The sequence below is a fragment of the Klebsiella sp. YJ genome (assembly GCF_002108615.1).
GTDB classification, from domain to species: domain Bacteria; phylum Pseudomonadota; class Gammaproteobacteria; order Enterobacterales; family Enterobacteriaceae; genus Klebsiella; species Klebsiella planticola.
Genome location: NZ_MTEG01000004.1, coordinates 184915 through 201311, shown reverse-complemented (window position 1 = coordinate 201311; position 16397 = coordinate 184915). Strand labels below are relative to the sequence as shown.

15 protein-coding genes are annotated in these 16397 nt (G+C 56.4%); 12 read left to right on the top strand and 3 right to left on the bottom strand.

What is annotated here, in order from left to right; all coding sequences use genetic code 11:
* Positions 1-252 precede the first annotated feature (252 nt).
* Together tig and bolA are read right to left on the bottom strand one after the other, a co-directional pair.
* Positions 253-1551, bottom strand: coding sequence for a trigger factor (gene tig, locus BV390_RS05105; RefSeq protein ID WP_032696539.1), 1299 nt, complete (start codon positions 1549-1551; stop codon positions 253-255).
* 342 nt (positions 1552-1893) lie between these two features.
* Complete coding sequence (gene bolA, locus BV390_RS05095; RefSeq protein WP_015585028.1) at positions 1894-2211, bottom strand: transcriptional regulator BolA; 318 nt, start codon at positions 2209-2211, stop codon at positions 1894-1896.
* A 427-nt stretch (positions 2212-2638) separates the two neighbouring features.
* Between bolA and BV390_RS05085 the strand changes: the two genes are divergently transcribed.
* The 7 genes from BV390_RS05085 (at position 2639) to cyoE (ending at position 10004) form a co-directional block, all read left to right on the top strand.
* Positions 2639-3217 carry a lipoprotein gene (locus BV390_RS05085; protein ID WP_004858708.1) on the top strand — a complete coding sequence of 193 codons (579 nt, stop codon included), beginning with the start codon at positions 2639-2641 and terminating at the stop codon, positions 3215-3217.
* Between the two features lie 43 nt (positions 3218-3260).
* The gene (gene ampG / locus BV390_RS05080) at positions 3261-4736 is read left to right on the top strand and encodes a muropeptide MFS transporter AmpG (protein WP_032689243.1); all 1476 of its coding nucleotides are present in this window, start codon (positions 3261-3263) and stop codon (positions 4734-4736) included.
* Positions 4737-5216: 480 nt separating this feature from the next.
* Positions 5217-6164 (top strand): cytochrome o ubiquinol oxidase subunit II, encoded by a 948-nt coding sequence (cyoA, locus tag BV390_RS05075; protein ID WP_004858705.1) that lies wholly within the window; start codon positions 5217-5219, stop codon positions 6162-6164.
* A gap of 19 nt (positions 6165-6183) precedes the next feature.
* Entirely contained in the window at positions 6184-8175 is a 1992-nt protein-coding gene (gene cyoB / locus BV390_RS05070; RefSeq protein WP_032689244.1) for a cytochrome o ubiquinol oxidase subunit I, read from the top strand.
* Positions 8165-8776 (top strand): cytochrome o ubiquinol oxidase subunit III, encoded by a 612-nt coding sequence (locus BV390_RS05065; RefSeq protein WP_004129790.1) that lies wholly within the window; start codon positions 8165-8167, stop codon positions 8774-8776. Before cyoB ends, BV390_RS05065 begins: the two co-directional genes overlap by 11 nt.
* Positions 8776-9105, top strand: coding sequence for a cytochrome o ubiquinol oxidase subunit IV (locus tag BV390_RS05060; RefSeq protein WP_004858696.1), 330 nt, complete (start codon positions 8776-8778; stop codon positions 9103-9105). Before BV390_RS05065 ends, BV390_RS05060 begins: the two co-directional genes overlap by 1 nt.
* 11 nt (positions 9106-9116) lie before the next feature.
* A complete protein-coding gene (gene cyoE / locus BV390_RS05055) occupies positions 9117-10004 on the top strand; it encodes a heme o synthase (protein ID WP_004858694.1) in 888 nt (295 codons plus the stop codon).
* 51 nt (positions 10005-10055) lie between these two features.
* Here cyoE and BV390_RS05050 read toward each other — a convergent pair whose 3' ends face one another.
* Positions 10056-10814 carry an IclR family transcriptional regulator domain-containing protein gene (locus BV390_RS05050; RefSeq protein WP_032689245.1) on the bottom strand — a complete coding sequence of 253 codons (759 nt, stop codon included), beginning with the start codon at positions 10812-10814 and terminating at the stop codon, positions 10056-10058.
* A gap of 152 nt (positions 10815-10966) precedes the next feature.
* Between BV390_RS05050 and BV390_RS05045 the strand changes: the two genes are divergently transcribed.
* The 5 genes from BV390_RS05045 (at position 10967) to BV390_RS05025 (ending at position 16395) form a co-directional block, all read left to right on the top strand.
* Positions 10967-11788 carry a shikimate dehydrogenase family protein gene (locus BV390_RS05045; RefSeq protein WP_085396660.1) on the top strand — a complete coding sequence of 274 codons (822 nt, stop codon included), beginning with the start codon at positions 10967-10969 and terminating at the stop codon, positions 11786-11788.
* Entirely contained in the window at positions 11785-13479 is a 1695-nt protein-coding gene (locus BV390_RS05040; protein ID WP_085396659.1) for an FAD-dependent oxidoreductase, read from the top strand. Before BV390_RS05045 ends, BV390_RS05040 begins: the two co-directional genes overlap by 4 nt.
* Positions 13476-13796, top strand: coding sequence for an NIPSNAP family protein (locus BV390_RS05035; RefSeq protein ID WP_032689247.1), 321 nt, complete (start codon positions 13476-13478; stop codon positions 13794-13796). Before BV390_RS05040 ends, BV390_RS05035 begins: the two co-directional genes overlap by 4 nt.
* Positions 13797-13806: 10 nt before the next feature.
* Complete coding sequence (locus BV390_RS05030) at positions 13807-15510, top strand: FAD-dependent oxidoreductase (protein WP_085396658.1); 1704 nt, start codon at positions 13807-13809, stop codon at positions 15508-15510.
* A gap of 66 nt (positions 15511-15576) precedes the next feature.
* On the top strand, positions 15577-16395 hold the full coding sequence (locus BV390_RS05025; RefSeq protein ID WP_064793182.1) for a sugar phosphate isomerase/epimerase family protein: 819 nt from the start codon (positions 15577-15579) through the stop codon (positions 16393-16395).
* Positions 16396-16397 lie beyond the last annotated feature (2 nt).

Below are 16397 nucleotides of genomic sequence, written 5' to 3'. Positions count from 1 at the left end.
ATCGGCCTTACGCCCGCAACCTGAACCACTCCCGACAGATACGCTTCGTCATTATGCATGATTTCACGCGTGCAGTTTCGTCTCCTCGTAGTGGGGACGATGCAACCATAATTCAAGCATAACAAGCTTTTGTCGTAACGCTATCATTGATATCGCGTTTTCGCACTCATCGTGAAGCTATTGCTGCGATAAAAAAAAACCCGCCGCCTCTCGGCAACGGGTTTTACCTGAACTTTAAACCGCGGGGCGAAATTACGCCTGCTGGTTCATCAGTTCATTGAAGGTAGTGGCTTTTTCAGACACTTTCGCTTTTGCCAGAACGGCTTCAACAGCCTGCTCTTCCAGCGCGACGTTACGCATGTTGTCCATCAGTTCGTTGTTTTTGCTGTAGAACTCAACAACTTCTTTCGGATCTTCGTAAGCGGAAGCCATCTCTTCGATCAGGCCTTTAACACGCTCTTCGTCAGCTTTCAGCTCGTTGGTGCGAATGACTTCGCCCAGCAGCAGACCGACAACTACGCGGCGTTTAGCCTGCTCTTCGAACAGTTCGCGCGGCAGTTCCAGAGCCTGCTTCTCATTGCCACCGAAACGCTGAGCAGCCTGACGACGCAGAACGTCGATTTCGCTGTCGATCAGGGCAGCCGGCACGTCGATGTCGTTCGCTTTAACCAGACCTTCGATAGCCTGAGACTTCACGCGGTTACGCACGGCGCCTTTCAGCTCGCGATCCATGTTTTTGCGCACTTCAGCGCGCAGACCTTCGACAGAACCATCTTCAACGCCGAAACGTTTGATGAATTCAGCAGTCAGTTCCGGCAGCTCGCGCTCTTCAACTTTCTTCAGGTTGATAACGAACTTAGCCGCTTTACCTTTCAGGTTTTCTGCGTGGTATTCTTCCGGGAAGGTCACATCGATAGTGAACTCTTCGCCCGCTTTGTGGCCTTTAATACCGTCTTCAAAGCCTGGGATCATACGACCCTGGCCCATCGCCAGTACGAAGTCAGACGCTTTGCCGCCTTCGAACTCTTCGCCGTCAACAGAACCGGTGAAGTCGATGGTTACACGGTCTTCTGCATCAACAGCGCCATCTTTGTCTTTCCAGTTAGCCTGCTGCTTACGCAGAGTGTCCAGCATGGTGTCGACGTCAGCTTCGGTCACTTCAACAACCGGTTTTTCAACTTCGATAGTTTCCAGACCCTGCAGAGCAACTTCCGGATAAACTTCGAACTCTACCGCGTAGGTGAAGTCTTCACCCAGCTTGTATTCGCCCGGAACGTAGTTCGGTGCGCCGGCTGGATTGATTTTCTCTTTGATGATCGCGTCAACGAAATGACGGCTCATCAGGTCGCCCAGCACGTCCTGGCGAACGGATGCGCCATAACGCTGAGCAACAACATTCATCGGCACTTTCCCTTTACGGAAGCCGTCAATGCGAACTTTTTTCGCCACGTTGACCAGCTCGCTTTTGACAGCATTCTCGATGCTGTCAGCGGCGATAGTAATCGTTACACGGCGCCCAAGGCCCTGAGTGGTTTCAACTGAAACTTGCATCTTGTTACCTCAAAAAAATCACAGTGCTCGGTCAACTCTGGAAGCGCGTGTACGTTGCTTCGCAGAACCGGGATGCCCTCTTCAATCAGAAACACATTCCCTGTCGCCAGAATCATCCCGAAGACATTCATATAAGACGCGGCATTATAGCGGCATCACTTTTGTGAGTCGAGAACGGTTGTCGCCCACTGCTGCGGCATTTTTCACATTTCCCGCGCAAATTTGCCTTTAAAAGCGCCCACTGCACACATTTTCAGACAAAACAAAACGGCCCGTAGGCCGTTTTTTAATAAATCTTCACGCAACATACTGGAAAAGTTCCCGCGGTTGCAAATACGATTTCTAGGCGATACTTCCCGCACCGCGACAAGGAGGAGATGCAAATACCGTGTCCTGAAGCCCTTCCCACTCTTTAATCGTATAGGTATGCAGCGCCAGCGCATGCACGGTGCTCGACAGCTCCTCAGTCAGCGTACCGTAGATCATACGGTGACGGTTCAGAAAACGCTCGCCGGTGAAACGATCGCTCACCAACACCACTTTAAAATGACTTTCAGAGCCAGCCGGGACATTGTGGCGATAACTTTCATCCACGACTTCGAGATACACGGGGTCGAACGCTGCCCTAAGTTTTGCTTCGATCTGTTCACGTATCATCATGAATTTTCTCCTCCGACAACGCTGAGATGCCGCCATTCCTTTTAAATGTTAGCCGCTTTTACCGCTTCCATTAGGGGAAAACAACAAAAAATTAGCATTGTTCTGATATTTTCATTCAAAAGTATCAAGTTTACTTACTCTCTCCCCCAGAACGTCCGCCTGGATCGCGATAAAAATGGGAGACGGCGATAAAATGTACAACGCGATGAATTTACATGCGTTGCCACTTCCCCTCGCCGTTGGCGATGTTATGATGGCGGTAATTTTCCTCAATGACCCGAAATAAATTTGCGCGACGGAAAGGCTACAAACGGGAGAGTCCTCAGGCGCTTGCTGAAGCGAGTGACGAGGGCGAACAAGAGCCGCTAACGCAACCGTTGCCTGAAGTATGACGGGTATAACAACACCATGCGCTGAGACCCTGAACATGTTTAAGAAAATTCTTTTCCCGCTGGTCGCGATGTTTATGCTGGCAGGATGCGCGACGCCTCCGACCACCATTGATGTATCGCCGAAAATGAGCCTGCCGCAGCAGGACCCAAGTCTGATGGGCGTCACCGTCAGCATTAACGGTGCGGATCAGCGTCCGGATCAGGCGCTGGCGAAGGTCACCCGCGATAACCAACAGGTTACGCTGACCGCCTCTCGCGATCTGCGCTTCCTGCTGCAGGAAGTGCTGGAAAAACAAATGACCGCGCGCGGTTATATGATTGGGCCGAACGGCGCGGTCGATCTGCAGATCATCGTCAACAAACTGTATGCCGACGTTTCACAGGGCAACGTGCGCTACAACATCGCCACGAAAGCAGATATCGCGATTATCGCCACTGCCGCGAACGGCACCAAAATGACCAAAAACTATCGCGCAAGCTACTCTGTTGAAGGCGCCTTCCAGGCTTCTAACCAGAATATCGCCAATGCAGTGAACAGCGTCCTGACCGATACCATCGCCGATATGGCGCAGGACACCAGCATTCATGATTTCATCAAGCAAAACGCGCGTTGATCGTTCGCAAACCCGGCCTCGCGCCGGGTTTGCGCCATAAGCCATGTCCAACCACTACTTACGCATTTTCCAGCAGCCTAAATCAGCTATTTTGCTGATCCTTGGGTTTGCTTCCGGCCTGCCTCTCGCGCTGACCTCCGGCACGCTCCAGGCGTGGATGACCGTTGAAAATATCGATCTGAAAACGATCGGCTTCTTCTCGCTGGTTGGTCAGGCCTACGTCTTTAAGTTTCTCTGGTCGCCGTTAATGGACCGCTACACGCCGCCGTTTCTTGGCCGGCGCCGCGGCTGGCTGCTGACCACCCAGTTTCTGCTGCTGATCGCCATCGCCGCCATGGGGTTCCTTGAGCCCTCCACCCAGCTCCGCTGGATGGCGGCATTAGCGGTAGTTATCGCCTTCTGCTCCGCATCGCAGGATATCGTTTTCGACGCCTGGAAAACCGATGTGCTGCCGGCAGAGGAGCGTGGCGCAGGCGCGGCCATCAGCGTGCTGGGCTATCGCCTGGGGATGCTGGTCTCCGGCGGTCTGGCGCTGTGGCTGGCCGATCGCTGGCTCGGCTGGCAGGGAATGTACTGGCTGATGGCCGTGCTGCTGATTCCCTGCATTATCGCCACCCTGCTGGCGCCAGAACCGAGCGATGTGATTCCGGTACCGAAAAGCCTCGAACAGGCGGTCGCCGAACCGCTGCGCGATTTCTTCGGACGCAACAACGCCTGGCTGATCCTGCTGCTCATCGTCCTTTATAAGCTCGGCGATGCCTTTGCGATGAGTCTGACCACCACGTTTTTGATTCGTGGCGTCGGTTTTGATGCCGGCGAGGTCGGAATGGTCAATAAAACGCTGGGACTTTTCGCGACGATTGTTGGCGCACTCTACGGCGGCGTATTAATGCAGCGCCTCACCCTGTTTCGCGCCCTGCTGATTTTCGGCGTGCTACAGGGCGTATCCAATGCCGGCTACTGGCTGCTGTCGATTACCGATAAACATCTTTACTCCATGGCGACGGCGGTCTTTTTCGAGAACCTGTGCGGCGGTATGGGCACGGCGGCATTTGTCGCCCTGTTAATGACCCTGTGTAATAAATCGTTTTCCGCCACCCAGTTTGCTTTGCTGTCCGCGCTCTCGGCAGTTGGTCGCGTGTACGTCGGGCCGATTGCCGGCTGGTTCGTCGAAGCTCACGGTTGGCCTACGTTTTATCTGTTCTCCGTCTTTGCCGCCGTCCCGGGGATTGTGCTCCTGCTGCTCTGCCGGCAAACCCTGGAGTACACGCAACGCACCGGAAGCTTTATTCCGCGCACGGACTATCCACAGACCTATACGCTGGCGCTGCTGATTCTGGCCGTGGGTTCGCTGATGCTGGGCATATGGCTGCTGTTGCTGATACTTAATGCCCTCGACTTCACCTCGTTTTCCTTCCTGCCCGCGCTGCTGGAAATTGCGGCCATCACCGCCATCGCCGGCGTTTTACTCGGAAGTCTGCTTGATTATCTGGCGTTACGGAAGAGAGCGCTGATTTAACGCATAATCGCGGGGTTATTAGCCGTTGTAATCACTGAACGTAATTATAACGGCTTATTAACGATTTTATATTGTTCATTTTTCATTTGTTGTTTTGTGCGCTTTACATTTTGGGAAGTTATTGACAACTTTTATTCAAAACATTAAATAATTTAACCGATTCAGCAAAAGCGATTTAATATCGCCGCCGAGCAATGTCTGTTATTTGATAATTAATTGTTAATTAGTTGTGTTATTTTTCGAGTGTTTATACTCATTCCCCCATAAGCCCATCCATTCTTATCTCTTTCGTTATAGATCCTGCATATAGCGTGCTTTGCAAGCATCAGCGTCACACTCGGTTACATATGTGACAAAGCGAGCAGAACCCGCTAACACAGAACTGACACAGCCCCAATCATGTTTACAGTAATGCAACCTTCCCGTAAAATGCCCGTACACTTTAAGCGCCACCAGATTCCGTGGAATTGAGGTCGTTCAATGAGACTTAGGAAATACAATAAAAGTTTGGGATGGATGTCATTAATCGCAGGTACTGTATTACTCAGTGGTTGTGATTCTGCACTCCTTGACCCAAAAGGACAGATTGGACTGGAGCAACGTTCTCTGATACTGACGGCCTTTGGCCTGATGATGATTGTCGTTATTCCCGCCGTCTTAATGGCAGTAGGATTTGCCTGGAAGTATCGTGCGAGTAATAAAGATGCGAAGTATAGCCCGAACTGGTCACACTCCAACAAAGTTGAAGCTGTGGTCTGGACGGTTCCTATTCTGATCATCCTGTTCCTGGCCGTTCTGACCTGGAAAACCACTCACGCACTTGAGCCAAGCAAACCGCTTGCTCACGAAGAGAAACCGATCGTCATCGAAGTTGTTTCGATGGACTGGAAATGGTTCTTCATCTATCCGGAACAGGGTATTGCTACCGTCAACGAAATCGCCTTCCCGGCGAACGTACCGGTACACTTCAAAGTGACCTCTAACTCCGTGATGAACTCGTTCTTTATCCCACGTTTAGGCAGCCAGATTTACGCAATGGCCGGGATGCAGACTCAGCTGCACCTCATCGCGAATGAAACTGGCACTTATGACGGTATCTCCGCAAGCTATAGCGGCCCGGGCTTCTCTGGTATGAAGTTCAAAGCTATCGCCACGCCGGATCGTGCAACCTTCGATCAGTGGGTAGCGAAAGCGAAACAGTCGTCGAACACCATGGACTCCATGGCGGCTTTCGACAAACTGGCTGCGCCTAGCGAATACAACAAAGTGGAATACTTCTCTGACGTGAAACCGGATTTGTTTAAAGATGTTGTGAACAAATTTATGTCTCATGGCAAGAGCATGGATATGTCCCAGCCTGAAGGCGAGCACGCAGCGCACGAAGGGATGGAAGGCATGGACATGAGCCACGCGGAAACCGCTCACTAAGGGGCCGAGGAAGAAAACGATGTTCGGAAAACTTACACTGGATGCAGTGCCCTACCACGAACCCATTATTGTGGTTACGGTGGCTGCGATTATCATCGGGGGACTGGCGCTTCTGGCGGCAATCACTTACTTCGGTAAGTGGTCCTACCTTTGGAATGAGTGGCTGACTTCGGTCGACCACAAAAGACTTGGTATCATGTATGTCATCGTAGCAATCGTGATGTTGCTGCGTGGCTTCGCTGACGCCGTTATGATGCGTAGCCAGCAGGTGCTGGCCTCGGCCGGGGAAGCAGGGTTCCTGCCGCCTCACCACTACGATCAGATCTTTACCGCCCACGGCGTTATCATGATCTTCTTCGTAGCGATGCCGTTTGTTATCGGTCTGATGAACCTCGTGGTTCCGCTGCAGATCGGTGCGCGCGACGTTGCCTTCCCGTTCCTCAACAACCTGAGCTTCTGGTTCACCGTTGTCGGCGTAATTCTGGTTAACTTGTCTCTGGGCGTCGGTGAATTCGCACAGACCGGTTGGCTGGCCTATCCGCCGCTGTCGGGAATCGAGTACAGTCCGGGCGTTGGGGTCGATTACTGGATCTGGGCTCTCCAGCTATCCGGTATTGGTACGACGTTAACCGGTATTAACTTCTTCGTGACCATTATCAAGATGCGTGCCCCTGGCATGACGATGTTCAAGATGCCAGTATTTAGCTGGGCATCTCTGTGCGCCAACATCCTGATTATCGCCTCCTTCCCAATCCTGACCGTCACCGTCGCGCTGCTGACCCTGGACCGCTACCTGGGCACCCATTTCTTTACCAACGAGATGGGTGGCAACATGATGATGTACATCAACCTGATTTGGGCCTGGGGCCACCCGGAAGTGTATATCCTGGTGCTGCCGGTATTCGGTGTCTTCTCCGAAATCGCCGCAACCTTCTCGCGTAAGCGTCTGTTTGGCTACACCTCGCTGGTATGGGCAACAGTGTGTATTACCGTTCTGTCGTTCATCGTTTGGCTGCACCACTTCTTCACCATGGGTGCCGGCGCGAACGTCAACGCCTTCTTCGGTATTACTACCATGATTATCGCAATCCCGACCGGGGTTAAGATCTTCAACTGGCTGTTCACCATGTACCAGGGCCGTATCGTCTTCAACTCAGCCATGCTGTGGACTATCGGCTTCATCGTGACCTTCTCTGTTGGTGGTATGACCGGCGTTCTGCTGGCGGTACCGGGCGCGGACTTCGTGCTGCACAACAGTCTGTTCCTGATTGCCCACTTCCATAACGTTATTATCGGCGGTGTGGTATTCGGTTGCTTTGCTGGCCTGACCTACTGGTGGCCGAAAGCCTTTGGCTTCACGCTGAACGAAACCTGGGGCAAACGCGCTTTCTGGTTCTGGATCATCGGCTTCTTCGTCGCATTTATGCCGCTGTACGTACTGGGCTTCATGGGTATGACGCGTCGCCTGAGCCAGCAGATTGACCCGCAGTTCCACCCGATGCTGGTTGTTGCGGCATGCGGTGCGGCGCTGATTGCCTGCGGTATCCTCTGCCAGCTGATTCAGTTCTACGTGTCTATCCGCGATCGCGATCAGAACCGCGACCTGACCGGTGACCCGTGGGGCGGCCGTACTCTGGAGTGGGCAACCTCTTCTCCGCCTCCGTTCTACAACTTCGCTATCGTTCCTGTCGTTCACGAGCGTGACGCGTTCTGGGAAATGAAAGAAAAAGGCGAAGCGTATAAGAAACCGGCTGGCTATGAAGAGATTCATATGCCGAAAAACAGCGGCGCAGGCATCGTTATTGCTGCTTTCGCAACGGTGTTTGGTTTCGCGATGATCTGGCACATCTGGTGGATGGCGATTGCAAGCTTCGTCGGTATCCTGGTGACCTGGATTATTAAGAGCTTTGACGAGGACGTGGATTACTACGTGCCGGTTGCAGTAGTCGAAAAACTGGAAAATCAGCATTTCGATGAGATTAACAAAGCAGGGCTGAAAAATGGCAACTGATACTCTTGCGCATAACGCCCACGCGCATGAACACGGGCACCACGATACAGGGCCGATGAAGGTATTCGGCTTCTGGATCTACCTGATGAGCGACTGCATTATCTTCGCCACCCTGTTTGCTACCTATGCCGTTCTGGTGAACGGCACGGCTGGCGGACCGACCGGTAAAGATATTTTTGAACTGCCGTTCGTTCTGGTTGAAACCGCGCTGCTGCTGTTCAGCTCCATCACCTACGGCATGGCGGCTATCGCCATGTACAAAAACAATAAGAGCCAGGTTGTTTCCTGGCTGGCGCTGACCTTCCTCTTCGGGGCAGGGTTCATCGCGATGGAACTCTATGAATTCCATCATCTGATTGTTGAAGGTATGGGCCCGGATCGCAGCGGCTTCCTGTCAGCGTTCTTCGCGCTGGTCGGAACCCACGGTCTGCACGTCACCTCCGGCCTGATCTGGATGGCGGTGCTGATGGTTCAGGTTTCACGTCGTGGCCTGACCAACACTAACCGCACCCGTATCATGTGCCTGAGCCTGTTCTGGCACTTCCTGGACGTTGTGTGGATCTGCGTGTTCTCGGTTGTTTATCTGATGGGGGCAATGTAATGAGTCATTCTAGCGATCATAACGGCGCTTCTCACGGCAGCGTAAAGAGCTACATGACAGGGTTCGTCCTGTCGATCATTCTGACGGTTATCCCGTTTGCTATGGTTATGAGTGGCTCCGCATCGCATGCGGCTATTCTGGGAACTATCCTGGTCACCGCTGTTGTGCAGATTCTGGTACACCTGGTGTACTTCCTGCACATGAACAGCAAGTCTGACGAAGGTTGGAACCTGACCGCGTTTATCTTCACCGTAATCATCATTGCTATCGTTGTTGTTGGCTCCATCTGGATTATGTGGAACCTGAACTACAACATGATGATGCACTAAGAGCGGCAAGTATGTTTAAGCAATACCTGCAAGTAACGAAACCTGGCATCATTTTTGGCAACCTGATCTCCGTGATCGGCGGTTTCCTGTTGGCCTCCAAGGGCCACATCGACTATCCGCTGTTTGCATGGACGCTCCTTGGGGTGTCCCTGGTGGTCGCCTCGGGTTGTGTATTCAACAACTACATCGACCGTGACATCGATCGTAAGATGGAACGGACGAAAAACCGGGTGCTGGTCAAAGGGCTGATCTCGCCACAAGTTTCGCTGGTATACGCCACCTTGCTGGGTATTGCTGGCTTCATGCTCCTGTGGTTTGGCGCTAACCCTCTGGCCTGCTGGCTGGGGGTGATGGGGTTCGTGGTTTATGTCGGCGTCTACAGCCTGTACATGAAACGCCACTCCGTCTACGGTACGCTGATTGGTTCTCTCTCCGGCGCTGCGCCGCCGGTGATTGGCTACTGCGCGGTGACCGGTAATTTCGATAGCGGCGCGGCGATTCTGCTGGCTATCTTCAGCCTGTGGCAGATGCCTCACTCCTACGCCATCGCGATTTTCCGCTTCAAGGATTATCAGGCGGCGAACATTCCGGTTCTGCCGGTGGTGAAAGGCATTTCCGTGGCGAAGAACCACATTACGCTGTACATCGTGGCCTTTGCTGTCGCCACGCTGATGCTGTCACTGGGTGGCTACGCCGGGTATAAATACCTGGTCGTTGCCGCCGCGGTGAGCGTCTGGTGGCTGGGGATGGCGCTGCGCGGTTACAAAGTGGCGGATGACAAAGTCTGGGCGCGTAAGCTGTTCGTCTTTTCTATCGTCGCCATTACCGCACTGTCGGTGATGATGTCCGTCGACTTTATGGTGCCGGATTCACACAATCTGCTGGCCTACGTCAGATAAGATTGTCGCTCTGACAAACCCCGCTCCGGCGGGGTTTTTTATTGCCCGGAATTACCCCACCAGCATCGCCTGCGCGCTATAGAGCAGATCCAGATGGTCGCGACACAACGCATCCAGCGACGTCCGCGACTGGTGAGAGGTCAGGCTCAGCGCGCCCCAGTACATCCCTTCCCTGTCAGACAGAGGTACCGCCAGCACCAGCATCCCAATTTCAAACTCCTGCTCGATAGTGGCAAACCCCTGGCGCCGCACCAGAGCAATTTTTTCCATCAGCATCGCCACGTCCGTCACCGTATACGGCGTGCGCTGTTCACGCTTGATACGTCGCAGAATCACCTCGCACTCGTCTTCCGGCAGCGAAGCCAGCCAGAGTCGCCCGCCGGCGGTGCAGAATATTGGCACCCGCTCCCCTAACCTCACCGAGGTCGAGTTAAACGGCGTATGTTTGCTGCGCGCGATATACACCAGTTCATCTTCATCAATCACCCCGACCGACGCATGCTCTTCCGTCCGGCTGGCAATGTACTCAACGATGGGACGGACCATGCGCGGAAACTGTGCCGAATCAACATAGGCCTGCCCCAGGCGCAGCGCTTTTGGCGTCAGCCAGTAATAGCGCCCGTCGGTCTGTACATAGCGCTCGTGCAGCAACGTCAGCAGAAAACGACGCGCGGCGCTCTGCGTCAGGCCGCTCATTTTCGCCGCCTGAGGCACGCTGAGTCGGGGAAAATCTTTGGAGAAAAGCTGGATCAAGGCCAGTCCTTTTTGCAGACCGACTATCAAATCGCGCGGATGTATTGTGTTTTGCATATCAGCTCACATTTCTGCAACATTGCCATCGATTCACTGCGATTATCGCAGTGGTGGTGCGATTAACAACCAATACGTCCGAATTCTGCGTTGTTGCTCTCAGGTTCCGCTGAAATACTTTCACAACATTCATTTAACAAATGAGGTTTGAAATGGTCAGTGGATTCACGCAGGTCGTTGCCGTTATCGGCCATCCGATTACGCAGGTTAAATCACCGGAGAACTTCAACCGCTACTTCGCCGACCAGCAGATGGACAGCGTGATGATCCCGGTCGATATCGCCCCGGAAGCGGTGGCGGATTATTTGCTGGCGTTACGCGGATGGCTGAACATGAGCGGCGTACTGGTCACCGTGCCGCACAAACAGCGCGCCGCCACGCTGGTTGACGAATTAACGCCGCGCGCCCGCCATCTCAACGCGGTGAATGTCATTCGCAAACTGGCGGATGGCCGTCTGCAGGGCGATATGCTGGATGGCGTCGGCTTCTCTCTTGCCGCGGCGGCCCACGGTTTTCAGGCTGAAGGGAAGACGGCGCTGCTCTCCGGCTGCGGCGGCGTCGGCAGCGCCATCGCCTGGGGACTGTGTGAAGCCGGCATTCGCCAGCTGGCGCTACATGACCAGAATCCGGCCACATTACAGCTGCTGCATAACCGTCTCGCTACCCATTTCCCTGAGGTTATCCTCACTCCCCTGCCCGACACCCTGAGTGGCATGCATTTGCTGGTAAACGGTTCTCCGGCGGGAATGGCGAATTTCGATCCTCTGCCGCTACCGCCACACTTACTGGAGACTCTCGACGCGGCAACCCACGTCGCCGATGTCGTTACCGCCCCGGCGCTCACGCCGCTGCTGGCTTTCGCGCAGGCGCGCGGCTGCGTAATACAAACCGGCCCCGAAATGGCGCTGGCGCAGATGAAACTCATGGGGCAATTCATCGGAGCCATCCCCCAGGAACAGGGGGCCGCGGCATGAAAAGCTGGGATGTGATTGTCATCGGCAGCGGCGCCGGCGGGTTCGCCGCCGCGGTCACGGCCTGTTGCAAAGGGCTGTCGGTGCTGATGCTGGAAAAAGCGCCGCAGTTTGGCGGCACCTCGGCGATTTCCGGCGGAGCGGTATGGATCAACGATACCGATCAGGCGCGTACGCAGGGAAAAAGCGGTGCGGCGGACGCGATCAAAACCTACCTGAAAACGATCATCGGTGAACAGAACTATCGTCCGGACATTGTCGATGCGTTTGTCGCTTCCGGGCGCGAAGCGCTGGCGTTCCTCGAAAAAGAGGGCGCGGTGAAGTACAGTCTGCGCCCCCTGTCACCGGACTATTATCCTGATGAGCCGGGCGCCGTTGATTGCGGACGCGCGCTGGAGGTCGTGGAGTACGACGGACGCCAGCTCGGCGACCGCTTTCGCGACCTGCGCTCTCCCCCGCCGGGGATGCTGTTATTTGGCGGCATGATGGTCAACCGCGTGGATATCCAGCATTTTCTGGAGATGCGCCGCTCGCTGCGCTCGTTATCGCACTGCGCGAAGCTGCTGCTGCGCTACGCGCGCGACCGCATCAGTCACCCGCGCGGCACCCGGCTGGCGATGGGCAACGCCTTAATTGCCCGCATGGCCACCGTAGCGCTGCGCAAAGGCATGACGCTCCGGCTGAACGTCAACGTCCTTTCTCTGGTTGAGCACCAGGGCGCGGTCACCGGCGTCAATATTGAATGTGACGGCCAACAAGAGACCTTACAGGCGCGCTGCGGCGTCGTGCTGGCCGCCGGCGGCTTTGCCGCAGGAGAGCTGGCGGCACGCTACCGGCCGCATACCCGCGAGCATTACTCCATGTCGCCGGCCGGCAATGATGGCGCCGCATTCCGTCTTGCCAGCGCACTCAACGCCTGTGAAGGAGCCGACCTGTCGTCCAATTTTTTCTGGGCGCCGGTCTCGGTACTACGCCACGCCGACGGGCGCGAAGAACGCTTCCCGCACCTGGTCACCGACCGGGCCAAGCCGGGCGTTATCGCCGTGAACCAAAAGGCGGAACGTTTCGTCAACGAATCAAACTCTTACCACCACTTCGCCAGCGCCATGCAAAGCCAGCCCGAAAACGCCCCCTGTTTTCTGATCTGCGATGCCCTGGCGATGAAACGCTACGGCCTCGGTCTTGCGCGGCCCGCGCCGGTGAACAACGATGCGCTGATCGAGGCCGGCTACCTGCACAAAGCGGACTCCCTCGCCCGGCTTGCTCAACAGCTAGGGCTTGACGCACAAGCGCTCGCCGGGACGGTGGACCGCTACAACCGCGACGCCGCGCAGGGAGAAGATCCGCAATTCGCCAAAGGCGGCAACAGCTATAACCGCGCGATGGGCGATCCGCGCCATCAACCGAACGCCTGCAATGCCCCGCTGCTGAAGGCGCCGTTTTATGCCATCACCCTCTACACCGGTGATTTAGGCACGTCGCGCGGCCTGGTCACCAGCGAAAACGCCCAGGTCCTTAATCAACAACGTCAGCCGATCAGAGGCCTTTATGCCGTTGGTAACGATATGGATTCCATGATGGCGGGCACCTACCCCGGTCCCGGCATTACGCTCGGCCCGGCGCTGACTTTCGGCTATCTCTCTGCCCGCCATATGGCACAACAACCGACCCTATCAACAGGAGAAACACCATGATCTATGAAAAACGCACCTACACCATTAATCCGCTGAAAATGGCCGACTGGCTGGCGCTGTACAAAAGCGATGCTTACGCCGTCCAGACCGAGCATCTCGGTAAGCTGATCGGCTTTTTCTTCACCGAAATCGGCGTGGTGAATCAGGTGGTGCATATCTGGGCTTACGAAAGCCTCGACGATCGCCTGGTACGTCGGGCGCGCATGGCGCAAGACCAACGCTGGCTGACCTTCTCGCGTAAAAACCGCGAACTGGCGGCCGTTGAGCGGCTGGAGTCGGTCCTGCTGCGTCCTGTTGATTTTTCACCACTGCAATAAGGGGACGGAGATGAGCGGGCATAAAAAGGTGGATGTGCTGGTCGTCGGTTCCGGCGCGGCGGGGCTTTCCGCCGCGGTGACCGCCGCCCTCAAGGGCGCCAGCGTCCTGCTGGCCGAGAAAGAGCCGGTCATCGGCGGCACCAGCGCCTGGTCAGGCGGCTGGCTGTGGATACCGCGCAATCCGCTCGCCTGCGAAGAGGGCATTCAGGAGCAAGAGGACGCGCCGCTAACCTATCTGCAGCACGAAATGGGCGGCCAGCCCGCCGATGCCCGCCTGCTCACCTTCCTGCAGCAGGGTCCGGAGATGATCGACTTCTTCCGCCGCCATACGGCGGTGCAATTTCTCTCCGGCAGTAAGATGCCGGATTTTCATATGTCGCCGGGCTACGCCCAGGGGGGACGTTCGGTGACGGCACAACCGTTTGACGGACGCTTGCTTGGCGACTGGTTACATCGTCTGCGCCCGCCGCTGGAAACCATCAGCCTGGCCGGCATGGGCATCGCCGGCGGTAGCGACATGGCGCACTTTTTTAACGCAACCCGCTCCCCGCGATCGGCGTTGTATGCCGCCCGGCGTCTGCTGCACCACGGCTGGCAACGACTGCGAGCAGGCCGCGGGCAGTATCTGGTTAACGGTAACGCGTTGATGGGCCGCCTGCTGCGTTCGGCGCTCGACGCTGGCGTCAGTATTCAATTGAATGCCCCTGTTGCTCGCCTGCTGACATCATCGAGTGGGGTCAGCGGCGCGATACTGCGCAGCGATGATGGCGATATTGAGGTTCACGCCGGCGCCGTAATCCTCGCCTGCGGCGGCTTTCCGCACGATCGCCAACGCCTGGCGCAGCAGGTTCCCCACGCGGCGGACGGCTATGGCCACTTCTCCGCCGCGCCGCCGGGTAATCAGGGGGACGGGATCCGGCTCGGGGAATCGGTCGGCGGTCAGTTCGACGCCTCGCTCAAACACGCCATGGCCTGGGCGCCGGTCTCCCGCGTCACCCTCGCGAGCGGCCTGCAGCTGGTCTTCCCGCACCTGGTTGAACGCGCGAAGCCGGGGTTTATCGCCGTATTGCCCAACGGAAAGCGTTTTACTAATGAAGCCGACTCCTACCACGACTTTATTGCCGCGCTGCTGGCCGCAACGCCTGAGGGAGAGCAGCCGGCAGCGTGGCTGCTGGCCGATAGCCGGACGCTGCGCCGCTATGGCCTGGGCCACGCCCGCCCCTTTCCGTTTTCACCCGCGGCATGGCTGCGCACGGGCTATCTCCGCTCGGCACCCACGCTGGAGGCGCTGGCGGAACAGTGTGCCATCGATGGCAAGCAGCTGGCGGAGACGGTGGCCCGTTTTAACGACTACGCCGCGCAAGGAGAGGACCCGGAATTTCAGCGCGGCGTCTCGGCCTATAACCGGGCTCAGGGGGATGCCAGGCATCCTCATCACCCAACGCTAGGCCCGCTGCGCCACGCGCCCTTTTATGCGGTGCGTATTTTACCGGGGTCGCTGGGCTCTTTTAGCGGACTGAAAACCGATGAACAGGCGCGAGTGCTGGATGCGCGCCAGCAGCCGATCGCTGGCCTCTACGCCATTGGCAATGATATGTCGAGCGTGATGCAGGGGTACTACCCCAGCGGCGGTATTACGCTCGGTCCGGCCATGACCTTTGGCTATCTGGTGGGAAAAACACTGGCCGCCAATATAACAAAAACAGCATCGTAACCGACATCTTACCAGGGACGGCAGTACACATAACAACAATCACCTGCAACTGTACCGGAGTCTTTTATGAACATGCGAACCCTGTCCCTCGCCGCGCTCACCGTGCTCGACGTTCCGCCACCGGAACAGGTGCGGATCGCGTCACAAACCGGCTTTACTCATGTCGGCCTGCGTCTGCTCCCTGCCACGCCGACCGATCCTGATTACGATATGCTCGGCGATACCGCGACCGTTCGCGCAACCCTCTCTGCGCTGATGGAGACCGGTATTCGCGTATCAGATGTCGAAATCGTCCGTCTGACGAGCGACTTTTCGCTTAATACCCGCCTGGAAAGCTTTCTGGAAACCGCCGCGCGCCTGGGCGCCCGTCAGGTGCTGGTGGCCGGCAACGATAACCACCTGACCCGCAGCGCTGAAAATCTTGCCGCGCTCGCCGAAGCCGGCCGTGGGTATGGCTTAACCATGAACCTGGAGCCGATGCCGTGGACCCAGCTGCGCACTATCGCTGACGCCAGGCGGCTGATTTCCGCCAGCGGGCGGGCGGACATCGGGATTCTGATCGACGCCATCCACTTCTGGCGCGCGGGAGAGTCGCTCTCCAGCCTCGCCGACCTGCCGCCAGCGTGCCTCAACTATATGCAGCTGTGCGACGCCCCGGCGCAGATTCCCGATAACGAACAGGAACTGATCCACCAGGCCCGCGCCGCGCGGAAGGTACCGGGCGAAGGCGGGCTGGATCTGCATGGTCTGATGTCCGCGCTGCCGACAACGCTGCCGGTATCGCTGGAAGTCCCGTTAAGCGGCGCCCAGGGCGCTCTGCCCGCCCTCAACCGCGCGCAGTTGCTGTTCAATGCCGCGCAGTCTTACCTGCGCCCCTGCGCATAAGG